The 14923-nt window shown below is 47.6% G+C and carries 11 protein-coding genes; all 11 read left to right on the top strand.

Translation table 11 applies throughout. The features are described 5' to 3' along the window. Positions 1 to 87: 87 nt before the first annotated feature. The 11 genes from rpoB to rplW all read left to right on the top strand — a co-directional run bounded on the left by rpoB (position 88) and on the right by rplW (position 14905). Positions 88 to 3636, top strand: a complete 3549-nt coding sequence (gene rpoB, locus KNO98_RS14090) for a DNA-directed RNA polymerase subunit beta (RefSeq protein ID WP_026824825.1) — start codon at positions 88 to 90, stop codon at positions 3634 to 3636. Positions 3637 to 3658: 22 nt separating this feature from the next. Then, positions 3659 to 7258 (top strand): DNA-directed RNA polymerase subunit beta', encoded by a 3600-nt coding sequence (gene rpoC / locus KNO98_RS14085; protein WP_026824826.1) that lies wholly within the window; start codon positions 3659 to 3661, stop codon positions 7256 to 7258. Between the two features lie 290 nt (positions 7259 to 7548). Beyond that, positions 7549 to 7971, top strand: a complete 423-nt coding sequence (rpsL, locus tag KNO98_RS14080) for a 30S ribosomal protein S12 (RefSeq protein ID WP_012727683.1) — start codon at positions 7549 to 7551, stop codon at positions 7969 to 7971. A 49-nt stretch (positions 7972 to 8020) separates the two neighbouring features. After that, entirely contained in the window at positions 8021 to 8488 is a 468-nt protein-coding gene (gene rpsG / locus KNO98_RS14075; protein WP_026824827.1) for a 30S ribosomal protein S7, read from the top strand. A 112-nt stretch (positions 8489 to 8600) separates the two neighbouring features. Further along, entirely contained in the window at positions 8601 to 10679 is a 2079-nt protein-coding gene (gene fusA / locus KNO98_RS14070; RefSeq protein ID WP_026824828.1) for an elongation factor G, read from the top strand. A gap of 113 nt (positions 10680 to 10792) precedes the next feature. Continuing rightward, the gene (gene tuf, locus KNO98_RS14065) at positions 10793 to 11980 is read left to right on the top strand and encodes an elongation factor Tu (RefSeq protein WP_026824829.1); all 1188 of its coding nucleotides are present in this window, start codon (positions 10793 to 10795) and stop codon (positions 11978 to 11980) included. A gap of 108 nt (positions 11981 to 12088) precedes the next feature. Continuing rightward, complete coding sequence (locus KNO98_RS14060; RefSeq protein ID WP_214701468.1) at positions 12089 to 12598, top strand: hypothetical protein; 510 nt, start codon at positions 12089 to 12091, stop codon at positions 12596 to 12598. A 377-nt stretch (positions 12599 to 12975) separates the two neighbouring features. Beyond that, positions 12976 to 13284, top strand: coding sequence for a 30S ribosomal protein S10 (gene rpsJ, locus KNO98_RS14055; protein ID WP_026824831.1), 309 nt, complete (start codon positions 12976 to 12978; stop codon positions 13282 to 13284). Between the two features lie 61 nt (positions 13285 to 13345). Continuing rightward, positions 13346 to 13972: a 50S ribosomal protein L3 gene (gene rplC / locus KNO98_RS14050; RefSeq protein ID WP_026824832.1), complete on the top strand. Its 627-nt coding sequence runs from the start codon at positions 13346 to 13348 to the stop codon at positions 13970 to 13972. A 28-nt stretch (positions 13973 to 14000) separates the two neighbouring features. Next, positions 14001 to 14624: a 50S ribosomal protein L4 gene (gene rplD / locus KNO98_RS14045; protein ID WP_026824833.1), complete on the top strand. Its 624-nt coding sequence runs from the start codon at positions 14001 to 14003 to the stop codon at positions 14622 to 14624. Further along, positions 14624 to 14905, top strand: coding sequence for a 50S ribosomal protein L23 (gene rplW, locus KNO98_RS14040; protein ID WP_026824834.1), 282 nt, complete (start codon positions 14624 to 14626; stop codon positions 14903 to 14905). The genes rplD and rplW overlap by 1 nt, the downstream gene beginning before the upstream one ends. Positions 14906 to 14923: the final 18 nt, after the last annotated feature.

Raw genomic sequence — 14923 nt, 5'->3', positions numbered from 1 at the left:
CGGAAAACGAGCGACATTCAATGACAATGTTCGATTATTACGCCCGAAAAATTCGCTAAAGAATTGGGGGTCTGAGAGGTGAATCAGTTGACTGGTCAACTTGTTCAGTACGGTCGTCACCGTCAGAGAAGAAGCTTTGCCCGTATCAGTGAGGTTTTAGAGCTTCCGAATTTGATTGAAATTCAAACTGCTTCTTACGAGTGGTTCTTGCGTGAAGGATTGAAGGAAATGTTCACAGACATTTCACCGATTTCCGACTTCACAGGAAACCTCGTGTTGGAGTTCATCGATTACTCGCTCAGCGAGCCGAAGTATTCGATCGATGAATCGAAGGAGCGCGACGTTACTTATTCTGCGCCACTTCGCGTAAAAGTACGTCTCCAAAACAAAGAGACAGGTGAGCTCAAAGAACAAGAAGTGTTCATGGGAGATTTTCCGCTCATGACAGAATCGGGAACATTTATTATTAATGGTGCAGAACGCGTCATCGTTTCCCAGCTTGTCCGTTCACCGAGCGTGTATTACAACGCTAAACTCGATAAAAATGGTAAACGTGGATTTGGCGCAACCGTCATCCCGAACCGTGGTGCTTGGCTCGAACTTGAAACAGATGCCAAAGATATCGTTTATGTTCGTATCGACCGTACCCGCAAAATTCCGGTAACGGTGTTGTTGCGTGCCCTCGGATTCGGTACGGACCAAGAAATTATCGACCTTCTCGGTGATGACGAATATCTTCGTAACACCCTTGAAAAAGATAATACAGAGTCTACAGAGAAAGCGTTGATCGAGATTTACGAGCGTCTACGCCCTGGTGAACCACCAACTGTAGAAAACGCGAAATCACTTCTCGTATCACGTTTCTTCGACCCGAAACGTTATGACTTAGCGAACGTTGGTCGCTATAAGATGAACAAGAAACTTCATCTTAAGAACCGTTTGTTCGGTCAAAAATTAGCGGAAACGCTCGTGGACCCGGAAACAGGCGAAGTACTCGCTGAAGCTGGAACCGTCCTCGACCGTCGCAACTTAGATCGTATCCTCCCACATTTGGAGAGCGGCCTCGGTTATGTCGATGCGGAACCGACTGGCGGCGTCGCTGAAGGCGAACCGTTCGGTCTTCAATCAATCAAAGTCATCTCACCAGATGACCCAGATGGAGAGCGTATCTTGAACATCATCGGAAATGGCAATATCGACCGCAGTATCAAACATGTTACGCCGGCTGATATTATCGCTTCAATCAACTACTTCTTTAACTTACTTCACGAAGTCGGAACAACAGATGACATCGACCATTTAGGAAACCGTCGTCTTCGTTCAGTCGGAGAACTTCTCCAAAATCAATTCCGGATCGGGCTTTCTCGTATGGAACGTGTTGTAAAAGAACGTATGTCGATTCAAGATCAAAATGCGATTACACCTCAGGCGCTCATTAACATCCGCCCGGTTATCGCATCGCTTAAAGAGTTCTTCGGTAGCTCGCAATTGTCACAGTTCATGGACCAAACGAACCCGCTCGCAGAGCTTACGCACAAACGTCGTCTCTCTGCACTTGGACCGGGTGGTTTGACACGTGAGCGTGCTGGTTTCGAAGTTCGAGACGTTCACTATTCCCACTACGGTCGGATGTGTCCAATCGAAACGCCAGAGGGCCCGAACATCGGACTCATCAACTCACTTTCGTCTTATGCGAAAGTGAACGAGTACGGTTTCATCGAAGCGCCATATCGCCGTGTCGACCCGGAAACAGGTCTTGTCACAAGTGAAATTCAATATATGACGGCCGATGAGGAAGATCTCTACGTCGTCGCACAGGCAAACATGCCGCTCACAGAGGATGGTCACTTTGCAGACGAACAAGTTCTTTGCCGTTTCCGCGGACAAAACTTGTCAGTCGAGCCAAGCCGAGTGGACTACATGGACGTATCGCCGAAACAGGTTGTTTCTGCTGCGACAGCATGTATCCCGTTCCTTGAGAACGATGACTCGAACCGTGCCCTCATGGGAGCGAACATGCAACGTCAAGCAGTACCACTTCTTCAACCAGATTCGCCGATTGTCGGTACTGGAATGGAGTATGTGTCTGCGAAAGACTCTGGTGCAGCAATTGTTGCGAAATACCCAGGTGTCGTTGAACGCGTCACAGCGCGTGAAATCTTGATCCGTCGTATGTCTGACGTAAACGGTTCTGAGGTTTCAGGTGATTTGGACCGTTACAAACTTCAAAAATATGTCCGTTCTAACCAAGGAACATGCTATAACCAAAAACCAATCATCGCAGCTGGCGATCGTGTCGAAAAAGGAGAAATCCTTGCGGACGGTCCGTCGATGGATATGGGTGAGCTCGCGCTTGGCCGTAACGTTGTCGTTGCCTTCATGACATGGGATGGTTACAACTATGAGGATGCGATCATCATGAGTGAGCGTCTCGTGAAAGATGACGTGTACACGTCGATTCATATCGAAGAGTACGAGTCAGAGTCACGCGACACGAAACTTGGACCAGAGGAAATCACACGTGATATTCCAAACGTCGGAGATGACGCACTTCGTAACTTGGACGATCGCGGAATTATCCGTATCGGAGCTGAAGTCAAGGATGGCGATATCCTCGTCGGTAAAGTAACACCTAAGGGCGTTACGGAATTGACGGCGGAAGAACGTCTCTTGCACGCAATCTTCGGTGAGAAGGCACGTGAAGTACGTGATACGTCACTTCGTGTACCAAACGGTGGAGACGGAATCATCTTGGATGTCAAAGTGTTCGACCGTGAAAACGGCGACGAGTTGTCTCCAGGCGTCAACCAAATGGTACGTGTCTATATCGTTCAAAAACGTAAGATTCACGAAGGGGATAAGATGGCGGGACGTCACGGTAACAAAGGTGTTATCTCGCGGATCCTCCCTGAAGAAGATATGCCATACATGCCAGACGGTACACCGGTTGACATCATGCTCAACCCGCTTGGGGTACCATCGCGTATGAACATCGGTCAGGTACTTGAACTCCACCTTGGAATGGCAGCGAAGAAGCTCGGCATCAAAGTGGCAACACCTGTATTCGATGGAGCGCGTGAGGAAGACGTATGGGCAACGATTGAAGAGGCTGGTATGGATAAAGATGCGAAAACGCGTCTCTATGATGGTCGTACGGGTGAACCGTTCGATAACCGCGTCTCTGTCGGTGTCATGTACATGATCAAACTCGCGCACATGGTTGATGATAAACTTCACGCTCGTTCGACAGGACCATACTCACTCGTTACGCAACAACCGCTCGGTGGTAAAGCACAGTTCGGTGGTCAGCGCTTCGGAGAGATGGAAGTTTGGGCTCTTGAAGCGTACGGTGCAGCCTACACGCTCCAAGAAATCTTGACAATCAAGTCGGATGACACGGTCGGTCGTGTGAAAGCATATGAGGCCATCGTGAAAGGCGAGAGCGTTCCAAAAGCGGGCGTTCCTGAATCATTCCGCGTCTTGATCAAAGAGCTTCAAGCGCTCGGTATGGAAGTCAAGATGATGTCAGCGGATGATGAAGAAGTCGAAATGAAAGATGAAGATGACGACAACATCCCGAACGCAACATCGGCGTTAGAACAAGTCGTTCAACCGACTGTTACGGAAGAGGAATAAGGCGAAAAGGGAGGTCGGCCCCTTGGTAGATGTTAATCGATTTGAATATATGAAAATCGGCTTGGCTTCATCAGAGAAGATCCGTTCGTGGTCTTACGGTGAAGTCAAAAAGCCGGAAACGATCAACTATCGTACACTTAAACCAGAGAAGGACGGATTGTTCTGTGAACGAATCTTCGGTCCTACGAAAGACTGGGAATGTTACTGCGGGAAATACAAACGAATCCGTTATAAAGGAGTCATTTGTGACCGCTGTGGCGTTGAAGTGACGAAAGCGAAAGTGCGTCGCGAGCGAATGGGCCATATCGAGCTCGCGGCACCAGTTTCGCACATCTGGTACTTTAAAGGGATTCCAAGCCGCATGGGGCTTGTTCTCGATATGTCACCACGTGCACTTGAAGAAGTCATTTACTTCGCATCTTACGTGGTAACAGAACCAGGTGACACACCGCTTGAGAAGAAACAACTTCTCTCGGAAAAAGAATTCCGTCTCTATCGTGAAAAATACGGTAGCGACTTCAAAGCAGACATGGGTGCTGAAGCAATCCGTACACTTCTTCAAGACGTCAATCTTGAAAAAGAAGTGGGTGAGCTTCGTGAAGAGTTGAAAACTGTCCAAGGTCAGCGTCGTACTCGTGCGATCAAGCGCTTGGAAGTTCTTGACGCGTTCTTCACTTCAGGAAACAATCCAGACTGGATGATCCTTGAAGTACTTCCTGTCATCCCGCCAGAGCTTCGCCCAATGGTACAGCTCGACGGAGGACGCTTTGCAACATCTGACTTGAACGATTTGTATCGTCGAGTCATCAACCGGAACAACCGTCTCAAACGTTTGCTCGACCTCGGCGCGCCGAATATCATCGTGCAAAACGAGAAGCGTATGCTTCAAGAAGCGGTTGATGCTCTCATCGACAACGGTCGTCGTGGTCGTCCGGTAACAGGTCCTGGTAACCGTCCGCTCAAATCGCTTTCACATATGTTGAAAGGGAAACAAGGTCGTTTCCGTCAAAACCTTCTCGGTAAACGGGTCGACTACTCAGGACGTTCGGTTATCGTCGTAGGACCAAACTTGAAGATGTATCAGTGTGGTCTTCCAAAAGAGATGGCACTTGAGCTCTTCAAACCGTTCGTAATGAAAGAACTTGTCGGTCGCGGCATCGCTTCAAACATTAAGAACGCAAAACGTAAAATCGAGAAGATGCAACCTGAAATCTGGGGCGTCCTTGAAGAAGTCATCCGTGAGCATCCGGTTCTCTTGAACCGTGCCCCGACACTTCACCGCCTTGGTATTCAAGCATTCGAACCGATTCTTGTTGAAGGTCGTGCGATTCGCCTTCACCCACTCGTATGTACGGCTTATAACGCCGACTTCGATGGTGACCAAATGGCTGTCCACGTTCCACTTTCTGCAGAAGCACAAGCGGAAGCACGCCTTCTCATGCTCGCTGCACAGAACATTTTGAACCCGAAAGACGGTAAACCAGTTGTTACACCATCGCAGGATATGGTCCTCGGTAACTACTACATCTCACTTGAACGTGAAGATGCCGTCGGTGAAGGAAAAGTGTTCTCGAACGTCAACGAAGCGTTGATTGCTTACCAAAACGGATATGTCCACTTGCACTCGCGTGTGGCTCTTCCGGCACGTACGCTCAACAATCCGACGTTCACAGACGAACAGAACGAGAAATTGCTCATTACGACAGTTGGGAAGATGGTCTTTAACGAAATCTTGCCAAATACGTTCCCTTACTTGAACGAGCCAACGATGGAAAACTTGCAGGAAGCAACGCCTGACAAGTACTTCATCGACAAAGGGACGAACGTTGCGGAAGAAATCGCATCACGTCCAATCATCGATCCGTTCAAAAAAGGATTCCTCGGGAAAGTCATCGCGGAAGTGTTCCAGAAGTTTGAAACGACTGAAACAAGCCGCATGCTTGACCGGATGAAAGATCTTGGCTTTAAGCACTCGACAAAAGCGGGTGTAACGGTTGGGATTGCTGATATCATCGTACTTCCTGACAAACAGGAAATCTTGGATGAGGCACAAACTCAAGTCGACCAAATCATGAAGTCGTTCCGTCGCGGTCTCATCACAGAAGATGAGCGTTACGAGCGCGTAGTACGTGCTTGGAACGAAGCGAAGGATGAAATTCAATCTCGATTGATGAAATCCCTCAACCGCTTGAACCCGATCTTCATGATGTCTGACTCTGGTGCCCGTGGTAACGCATCTAACTTTACGCAGCTTGCGGGTATGCGTGGTTTGATGGCCGCTCCATCTGGTCGCATCATCGAACTTCCAATCAAATCGTCGTTCCGTGAAGGTCTGACGGTTCAAGAGTACTTCATCTCGACTCACGGGGCTCGTAAAGGTCTTGCCGATACAGCCTTGAAGACAGCCGATTCAGGTTACTTGACGCGCCGTCTTGTTGACGTGGCGCAAGATGTCATCATCCGTGAAGAAGACTGTGGAACAGACCGCGGAATCCGTGTGTCTGCACTCCGCGAGGGTACGGAAGAAATCGAAAGCTTGTACGACCGACTCGTCGGACGTACATCGTTCGAAACGGTCACACACCCTGAAACGGGCGAAGTGTTAATCGATAAGAACGAATTGATTACAGAAGATATCGCACGCATCATCGTTGATGCGGGTGTTGAACAAGTTGAAATTCGTACAGCCTTCACATGTAACACGTCACACGGCGTATGTAAGAAATGTTACGGACGCAACTTGGCGACTGGATCAAACGTTGAAGTCGGAGAAGCCGTCGGTATCATCGCCGCGCAATCGATCGGTGAGCCAGGAACGCAGCTTACAATGCGTACCTTCCACACTGGTGGGGTTGCCGGAGACGATATCACACAAGGTCTTCCACGTATCCAAGAGGTATTCGAAGCCCGTAACCCGAAAGGTCAAGCGGTCATCTCGGAAATCTCTGGTACGGTCATCGACTTCACTGAATCACGTGACAAGCGTGAGCTCACGGTCGAAGGATTCAGTGAGACACGTTCATACACGATTCCATTCGGAGCTCGTCTCCGCGTCCAAATTGGTGATACAGTTGAAGCCGGTGAAGTCTTCACGGAAGGTTCGATCGATCCGAAAGAATTGCTGAACGTCCGTGGTGTATCTGGTGTTCAAAACTATCTTCTCCAAGAAGTTCAAAAAGTTTATCGGATGCAAGGGGTAGAAATTGGTGATAAGCACGTTGAGGTTATGGTTCGCCAAATGCTTCGTCGTGTTAAAGTCATCGAGTCTGGTGACACGCCACTTCTCCCTGGATCACTTGTCGACATCAGCGTCTTCAAAGAAGCGTGTAAAGGTGCGATTCGTGACGGGAAACACCCGGCGACTGCAAAACCGGTCCTACTTGGAATCACGAAAGCCTCGCTTGAGACAGATTCGTTCCTCTCAGCAGCTTCGTTCCAAGAAACGACTCGTGTCTTGACTGATGCGGCAATCAAAGGGAAGCGCGACTACCTCCTTGGACTCAAAGAGAACGTCATTATCGGTAAACTCGTTCCGGCTGGTACTGGAATGGCTGTCTACCGTGATGTGAAACTTGAAGAAGATGAGGCACCAGTTGCTCTCGAAGATACAACGGTCGAATAAAATACGTCTTGACAGCGCAGGTTGGCGGTGCTACTATGATTTAGTGCCGCCAATCGGTTGTTGTCGATGACAACGGTGTCCAGCAGTCGGCAAGCTACTTGGACGTCCATCCGAACTTTCTACGGGAAGGTTTGGCTGCTACAATTGCCACTTTCAAGGTATAACTCACGTTTTTGCGAGGTCATGGAATGCCTACGCCTCGTAAAAACGTTTCGTTATGACCTTAAATGAACCACCCGGGTCGGTGGGACTAGAAAATAGCAACATTCAGGAAGGGAGGATCTTCAAAGATGCCTACTATTAACCAGTTAGTCCGTAAAGGACGTAAATCGAAAGTCGTTAAATCTGACTCTCCAGCACTTAACAAAGGTTACAACAGTTTCATCAAGTCACAAACAAACGTGAGCTCACCACAAAAGCGTGGTGTTTGTACACGTGTTGGTACAATGACTCCGAAGAAACCGAACTCGGCGCTTCGTAAGTATGCTCGTGTTCGTTTGACTAACCAAATCGAAGTGACTGCGTACATCCCAGGTATTGGCCACAACCTTCAAGAGCACAGCGTTGTTCTTATCCGTGGAGGACGTGTAAAAGACTTACCAGGGGTACGTTACCACATCGTTCGTGGTGCGCTTGACACTGCAGGTGTGGACGGACGTATGCAAGGCCGTTCTAAATACGGTACGAAACGTCCGAAAGCTGCGAAGAAGTAATTCTCGCCAACTAAAAATACAATTGAAATCTTGAAAGGAGGGTACTCGGATGCGTAAAAACCGTGCAGAACGTCGTGACGTTATCGCAGATCCGATCTACAACTCGAAATTGGTAACTCGCCTCATTAACCGTGTCATGTTAGACGGTAAAAAAGGTACAGCTCAAACTATCATTTACAACGCATTTGGCCTCATCGCTGAACGCTCAGGCAAAGAGCCTATGGAAGTGTTCGAAGAAGCAATGAACAACATCATGCCTGTACTTGAAGTTAAGGCACGCCGCGTAGGTGGAGCTAACTACCAGGTTCCTGTTGAAGTTCGTCCAGAGCGCCGTACAACACTTGGTCTTCGTTACCTCGTGAACTACGCTCGTCTCCGCAACGAAAAGACGATGGAGCAACGTATCGCGAACGAAATCATGGATGCAGCCAACAACACTGGTGCATCTGTTAAGAGACGCGAAGACATGCATAAGATGGCAGAGGCAAACAAAGCGTTTGCTCACTATCGTTGGTAATTTAATCGTAAAGCCCACTCCGCCAAGCGTGGCTTAACGGAGTGGCTTTCGGGTATAATCATATCGTGTGCCAACACACGAAAATCAAATATGCGGAAGGAGAATACCCAGTATGGCAAGAGAATTCTCCCTAAAGAATACTCGTAACATCGGGATCATGGCTCACATCGATGCCGGTAAAACGACAACAACTGAACGTATTCTTTATTACACAGGTCGTATCCATAAAATTGGTGAAACGCACGAAGGTGCTTCACAAATGGACTGGATGGAGCAGGAGCAAGAGCGTGGTATCACGATCACTTCGGCTGCGACAACTGCACAGTGGAATGGTCACCGTGTAAACATCATCGATACACCTGGACACGTAGACTTCACAGTAGAAGTTGAACGTTCACTTCGCGTACTTGATGGTGCTGTTGCTGTACTTGACGCTCAGTCAGGTGTAGAACCACAAACAGAAACTGTATGGCGTCAAGCGACGACATATGGTGTACCACGTGTCGTATTCGTCAACAAGATGGATAAAATCGGCGCAGACTTCTTGTACTCTGTGAAGACGCTTCATGAGCGCCTTCATGCGAACGCATACGCGATTCAACTCCCAATCGGAGCAGAGGACAACTTCAAAGGGATCATCGATCTCGTTGAAATGAAGACTTACATGTACAACAACGACCTCGGTACTGACATCGAAGTGATTGATGGCTTCCCAGCTGACATGGCTGACCAAGCTGAAGAACTTCGCGGTCAATTGATCGAAGGTGTTGCTGACTTCAACGAAGAGTTGATGATGAAGTACCTTGAAGGTGAAGAAATTTCAATTGAAGAATTGAAAGCTGCGATCCGTCAAGCGACACTTAGCGTTGAATTCTACCCTGTACTCGTTGGTTCTGCCTTCAAGAACAAAGGTGTTCAGCTTATGCTTAACGCCGTTGTTGATTACCTCCCATCACCAGTTGATGTCGAGTCAATCAAAGGGATCAACCTCGATACAGAAGAAGAGATCACACGTGAGCCTTCTGATGAAGCTCCATTCTCAGCACTTGCGTTCAAAGTTATGACTGACCCTTACGTTGGTAAATTGACGTTCTTCCGCGTGTACTCTGGTACAGCTGAAGCAGGATCATACGTGAAGAACTCGACTAAAGGGAAGCGTGAGCGTCTCGGTCGTATCCTTCAAATGCACGCAAACAGCCGTGAAGAGATTCCAATGGTATTCGCTGGTGACATCGCCGCTGCTGTTGGTTTCAAAGACACGACTACTGGTGACACGCTTTGTACTGAGAAAGATAACATCGTTCTCGAGTCAATGACGTTCCCAGAACCAGTTATCTCGGTTGCAATCGAGCCTAAATCGAAAGCAGACCAAGATAAAATGGGTCAAGCTCTTGCGAAACTCGCAGAAGAAGATCCAACATTCCGCACTGAAACAAACCCTGAGACTGGTCAAACGATCATCTCTGGTATGGGTGAGCTTCACCTTGACATCCTCGTTGACCGTATGCGTCGCGAATTCAAAGTAGAAGCTAACGTTGGTGCACCACAAGTTGCTTACCGTGAAACAATCCGTGGCGCTGCGAAGATCGATTCGAAATTCGTTCGTCAGTCTGGTGGACGCGGTCAGTACGGTCACGTTGTCGTAGAATTCGAGCCGAACGAAGAAGGCGCTGGATTCGAGTTCGTGAACAAGATCGTCGGTGGTGTTGTACCACGTGAATACGTCCCAGCTGTTCAAAACGGGATTGAAGAAGCTCTCGAAAACGGTATCCTCGCTGGTTACCCAGTAGTAGACGTTAAAGCTCGTCTCGTATTCGGATCGTACCACGATGTCGACTCGAATGAGATGGCGTTTAAAGTTGCTGCTTCGATGGCGGTTAAACAACTTAAGGACCAAGCGAAAGCTGTTATCCTTGAGCCAATGATGCGTGTTGAAGTTGTTATCCCAGAAGAATACATGGGTGACATCATGGGTGACGTTACGTCACGCCGTGGACGCGTAGAAGGTATGGAAGCTCGCGGTAACGCTCAAGTTGTTAAAGCGATGATTCCACTTTCTGAAATGTTCGGTTACGCAACATCACTTCGTTCACGTACGCAAGGACGTGGAACGTACTCGATGCACTTCGATCATTACGAAGAAGTACCGAAATCAATTGCTGAAGAAATCGTCAAAAAAGCGAACGGCTAATAACGGTTGTATCGCTAGATTGATTGTTGTAAGCTAAGGAGGACGTATGTTAAAAGTAACCTACGTCTTCCTAGTTAAATAAAACTAATCGTTTAATAGAGGAGGAATCTAGAATGGGTAAAGAAAAATTCGACCGTTCTAAGCCGCACGTTAACATTGGTACAATTGGCCACGTTGACCACGGTAAAACAACTTTGACTGCAGCAATCTCTGCTGTACTTTCACGTGCACAAGGTAAAACAGCTACTAAGTTTGACCAAATCGATGGTGCTCCAGAAGAGCGCGAACGCGGTATCACAATCGCAACAGCTCACATCGAGTACGAAACTGAAAAGCGTCACTACGCACACGTTGACTGCCCAGGACACGCTGACTATGTTAAAAACATGATCACTGGTGCTGCTCAAATGGACGGAGCAATCCTCGTTGTATCTGCAACAGATGGCCCAATGCCACAAACACGTGAGCACATCCTTCTTTCACGTCAAGTAGGTGTTCCTTACATCGTAGTCTTCATGAACAAAGTTGACATGGTAGACGATGAAGAGCTCCTCGAACTCGTTGAAATGGAAATCCGTGAACTTCTTTCTGAATATGACTTCCCAGGCGACGACCTCCCTGTAATCAAAGGTTCTGCACTTGGCGCACTTAACGGTGAAGCTCAGTGGGAAGAAAAAGTTATGGAACTCATGAACGCTGTTGATGAGTACATCCCAGAACCAGTTCGTGACACTGATAAAGACTTCATGATGCCTGTTGAGGACGTATTCTCAATCACTGGTCGTGGTACTGTAGCGACTGGTCGTGTTGAGCGTGGTGTTCTCCGCGTCAACGACGAAGTTGAAATCGTTGGTCTTACAGAAGAAACTAAGAAAACTGTATGTACTGGTGTAGAGATGTTCCGTAAGCTTCTCGACTACGCTGAAGCTGGCGACAACATCGGTGCACTTCTCCGTGGTGTATCACGTGAGGACATCGAGCGTGGACAAGTACTTGCTAAGCCAGGTTCAATCACACCACACTCTAAATTCAAAGCATCAATCTATGTTCTTTCTAAAGAAGAGGGTGGCCGTCACACGCCATTCTTCGCGAACTACCGCCCGCAGTTCTACTTCCGTACAACTGACGTAACAGGTATCGTTCACCTTCCAGAAGGTACTGAAATGGTAATGCCAGGAGACAACATCGAGTTGACGGTCGAATTGATTTCTACAATCGCGATCGAAGACGGTACACGTTTCTCTATCCGTGAGGGTGGCCGTACTGTAGGTGCTGGTTCAGTAACAGAAATCATCGAGTAATCGATTGACTCATCTGAACAACTTCAAGCAGTCCGCAATATGCGGGCTGCTTTTTTGTGTTTTCATGATGACATGGTAAGATGAGGCATACGAGAAAGGAGTGACGTCATGCTGAAGCAATTGGAGACAATTTGTCGCCTGAATGGGATTGAGTATCGCATCGGTGGCTCACAACTGTTAAAGCATCATGGCATCGTCGAGGTAACGAATGACATCGATGTCTTTGTTGAACCGGATCAGTTTGAAAAGATCGATTGCATACTAAGTCGCGCCGGGGAAAAGAAAGCCTCTGACCCACACGAGGCATACGTAACCACCTACTTTGGAGAGTACGTATTCGAGAGAACGGATGTGGACGTCATGTCTAGTTTCCGGATGAAGTGCACAGACGGAATCTATACGCATCCTTTCATTGAACCAGATGGGCAATGGATGCACCTAGAGGAGTGGGTCGTCCTTTACACGGTCATCGGGCGTGAGGATAAACTAGCGTCATTGGTCAGCTATTTCAAGATAAACTCTATTAATGAAGGAATTGTCAAAGACTGTTTGAAACGAGCCCCGCAATCGGTCATAGAAGAGGTAACAGAGCGGTTTGGCGGGTTAATGAAACGCTAGGTAGAGTTGACATGGGAGTTCGTTTAAAAAATAGTTCAATAAAAGAATGAATTTTTACTTGCAAAAGCTCGTAAATCTTGTTACATTAGGGAACGTTGAGCAACTCATCAGACAACCGGCGACTTCAAAAATCTAATCTTGCATTCCATGACCAGATTAGATATAATGATTAAGTGTTTGTGCGAGTGGTGAGAGACTTTACAGCAGAACATGGGTCCAATCGTTGATTTGCAATGATCGGATGCCTCTGCTGACACAAGCACGCTGCGTTGAAGCGGGAGGTTATGACACGCCAGGCAGCATTGCCATGGCCGGTGTGGAAATTTCCGCGGAGAATTGTCTATTTTTAAAGTAGGCGACAAAGGAGGGAAATAAACATGGCAAATGAAAAAATTCGTATTCGTTTAAAAGCATATGACCATCGCGTTCTCGATCAATCAGCTGAGAAAATCGTTGAAACTGCGAAGCGTTCAGGTGCAAAGGTATCGGGTCCAATCCCGCTCCCAACTGAAAAATCGATTTACACGATCCTTCGTGCGGTCCACAAGTACAAAGATGCTCGTGAGCAGTTCGAAATGCGTACACACAAACGCTTGATCGACATCGTAAACCCAACACCGAAAACAGTCGATTCGCTTATGCGTCTCGAGTTACCATCAGGTGTAGACATCGAAATCAAACTTTAATTCTTCATATAGTAGATACTAGCCAGAAGAGACAATTAATTATTAACAGGAGGTGTATCTCATGGCTAAAGGAATCTTAGGAACAAAACTTGGTATGACTCAAATCTTCAACGAAGCAGGCGAAGTTGTACCGGTAACAGTAGTTGCTGTCGAAGGTAACGTCGTTCTTCAACTTAAAACAGTTGATACAGACGGTTACGAAGCAGTTCAACTTGGTTTCGGAGACATCAAAGAATCACGTCAAAACAAACCATCAAAAGGTCACGCTGCGAAAGCAAACGCGACACCTAAGCGCTTCATCAAAGAAGTTCGTACTTCAGTAGAAGGATACGAAATCGGTCAAGAGATTAAGGCAGACATTTTCGCTGCAGGTGAATTAGTAGACGTTACAGGTACATCGAAAGGTAAAGGATTCCAAGGTGCGATCAAGCGTCACGGACAATCACGTGGACCAATGGCTCACGGTTCGCGCTACCACCGTCGTCCTGGTTCGATGGGTCCTGTCGCTCCTAACCGCGTATTCAAAGGGAAACTTCTTCCTGGTCAAATGGGTGGAGAGCGTAAAACAATTCAAAACCTTGAAATCGTTAAAGTTGATGTGGAACGCGGCCTTCTCCTCGTGAAAGGTGCTATTCCAGGCGCTCGTAAATCGAACGTCATCATCAAAACAGCGGTCAAAGGTAACTAATTAACTGCACGGAAAGGAGGAATTACGAATGCCTAAAGTAGCTTTGCTTAACCAAACAGGTTCACAAGTTGGCGAAATCGAATTGGCAGAAGCCATCTTCGGAATCGAGCCAAACGAATCAGTACTTTACGACGCAATCGTCATGCAACAAGCATCACGCCGTCAAGGTACTCACGATACGAAAGGTCGCTCGGAAGTACGCGGTGGCGGCCGTAAACCATGGAAACAAAAGGGAACTGGTCGTGCGCGCCAAGGTTCTATCCGCTCACCACAATGGGTTGGTGGTGGTACAGTCTTCGGTCCAACACCACGTTCATACTCTTACAAACTTCCTAAGAAAGTTCGTCGTTTAGCACTTCTCTCGGCACTTTCGTCGAAAGTACAAAACAACGAATTCATCGTCCTCGAAGGCCTTGCTTTCGATGCACCAAAAACAAAAGATATGGCTGCTGTACTCAACAGCCTATCAGTAGAACGTAAGGCTCTTGTAGTCACAGCGGACTACAATGAGACTATCGCTCTCGCAGCTCGTAACATCCCAGGAGTGACTGTGATCGACGCAGCAGGCGTAAACGTTCTTGACCTCGTTGCTAACGACAAAGTCATCTTCACTAAAGATGCGGTTGCGAAGGTAGAGGAGGTGCTTGCATAATGGCACAAGCATACGATATCATCAAACGTCCGATCATTACTGAACGTTCAGTTAGCCTCATGGAAGCTAACAAATACGTTTTCGAAATCGACGTAAAAGCGACTAAATCGCAAGTAAAACACGCTATCGAAACAATCTTCAACGTGAAAGTTGCTTCGGTAAACACAATGAACTACAAACCGAAAGCGAAACGTGTCGGTCGTCACGCTGGTTACACAGCTCGCCGTAAAAAAGCGATCGTAACTCTTGCTGAAGGCAACACAATCGACTTCCTCGGTTAATTAACTACCTTAGAAGAA

The sequence above is a fragment of the Exiguobacterium sp. s57 genome, assembly GCF_018617685.1.
Classification (GTDB): domain Bacteria; phylum Bacillota; class Bacilli; order Exiguobacteriales; family Exiguobacteriaceae; genus Exiguobacterium; species Exiguobacterium marinum.
This window is presented reverse-complemented; position numbering and strand designations above follow the sequence as displayed.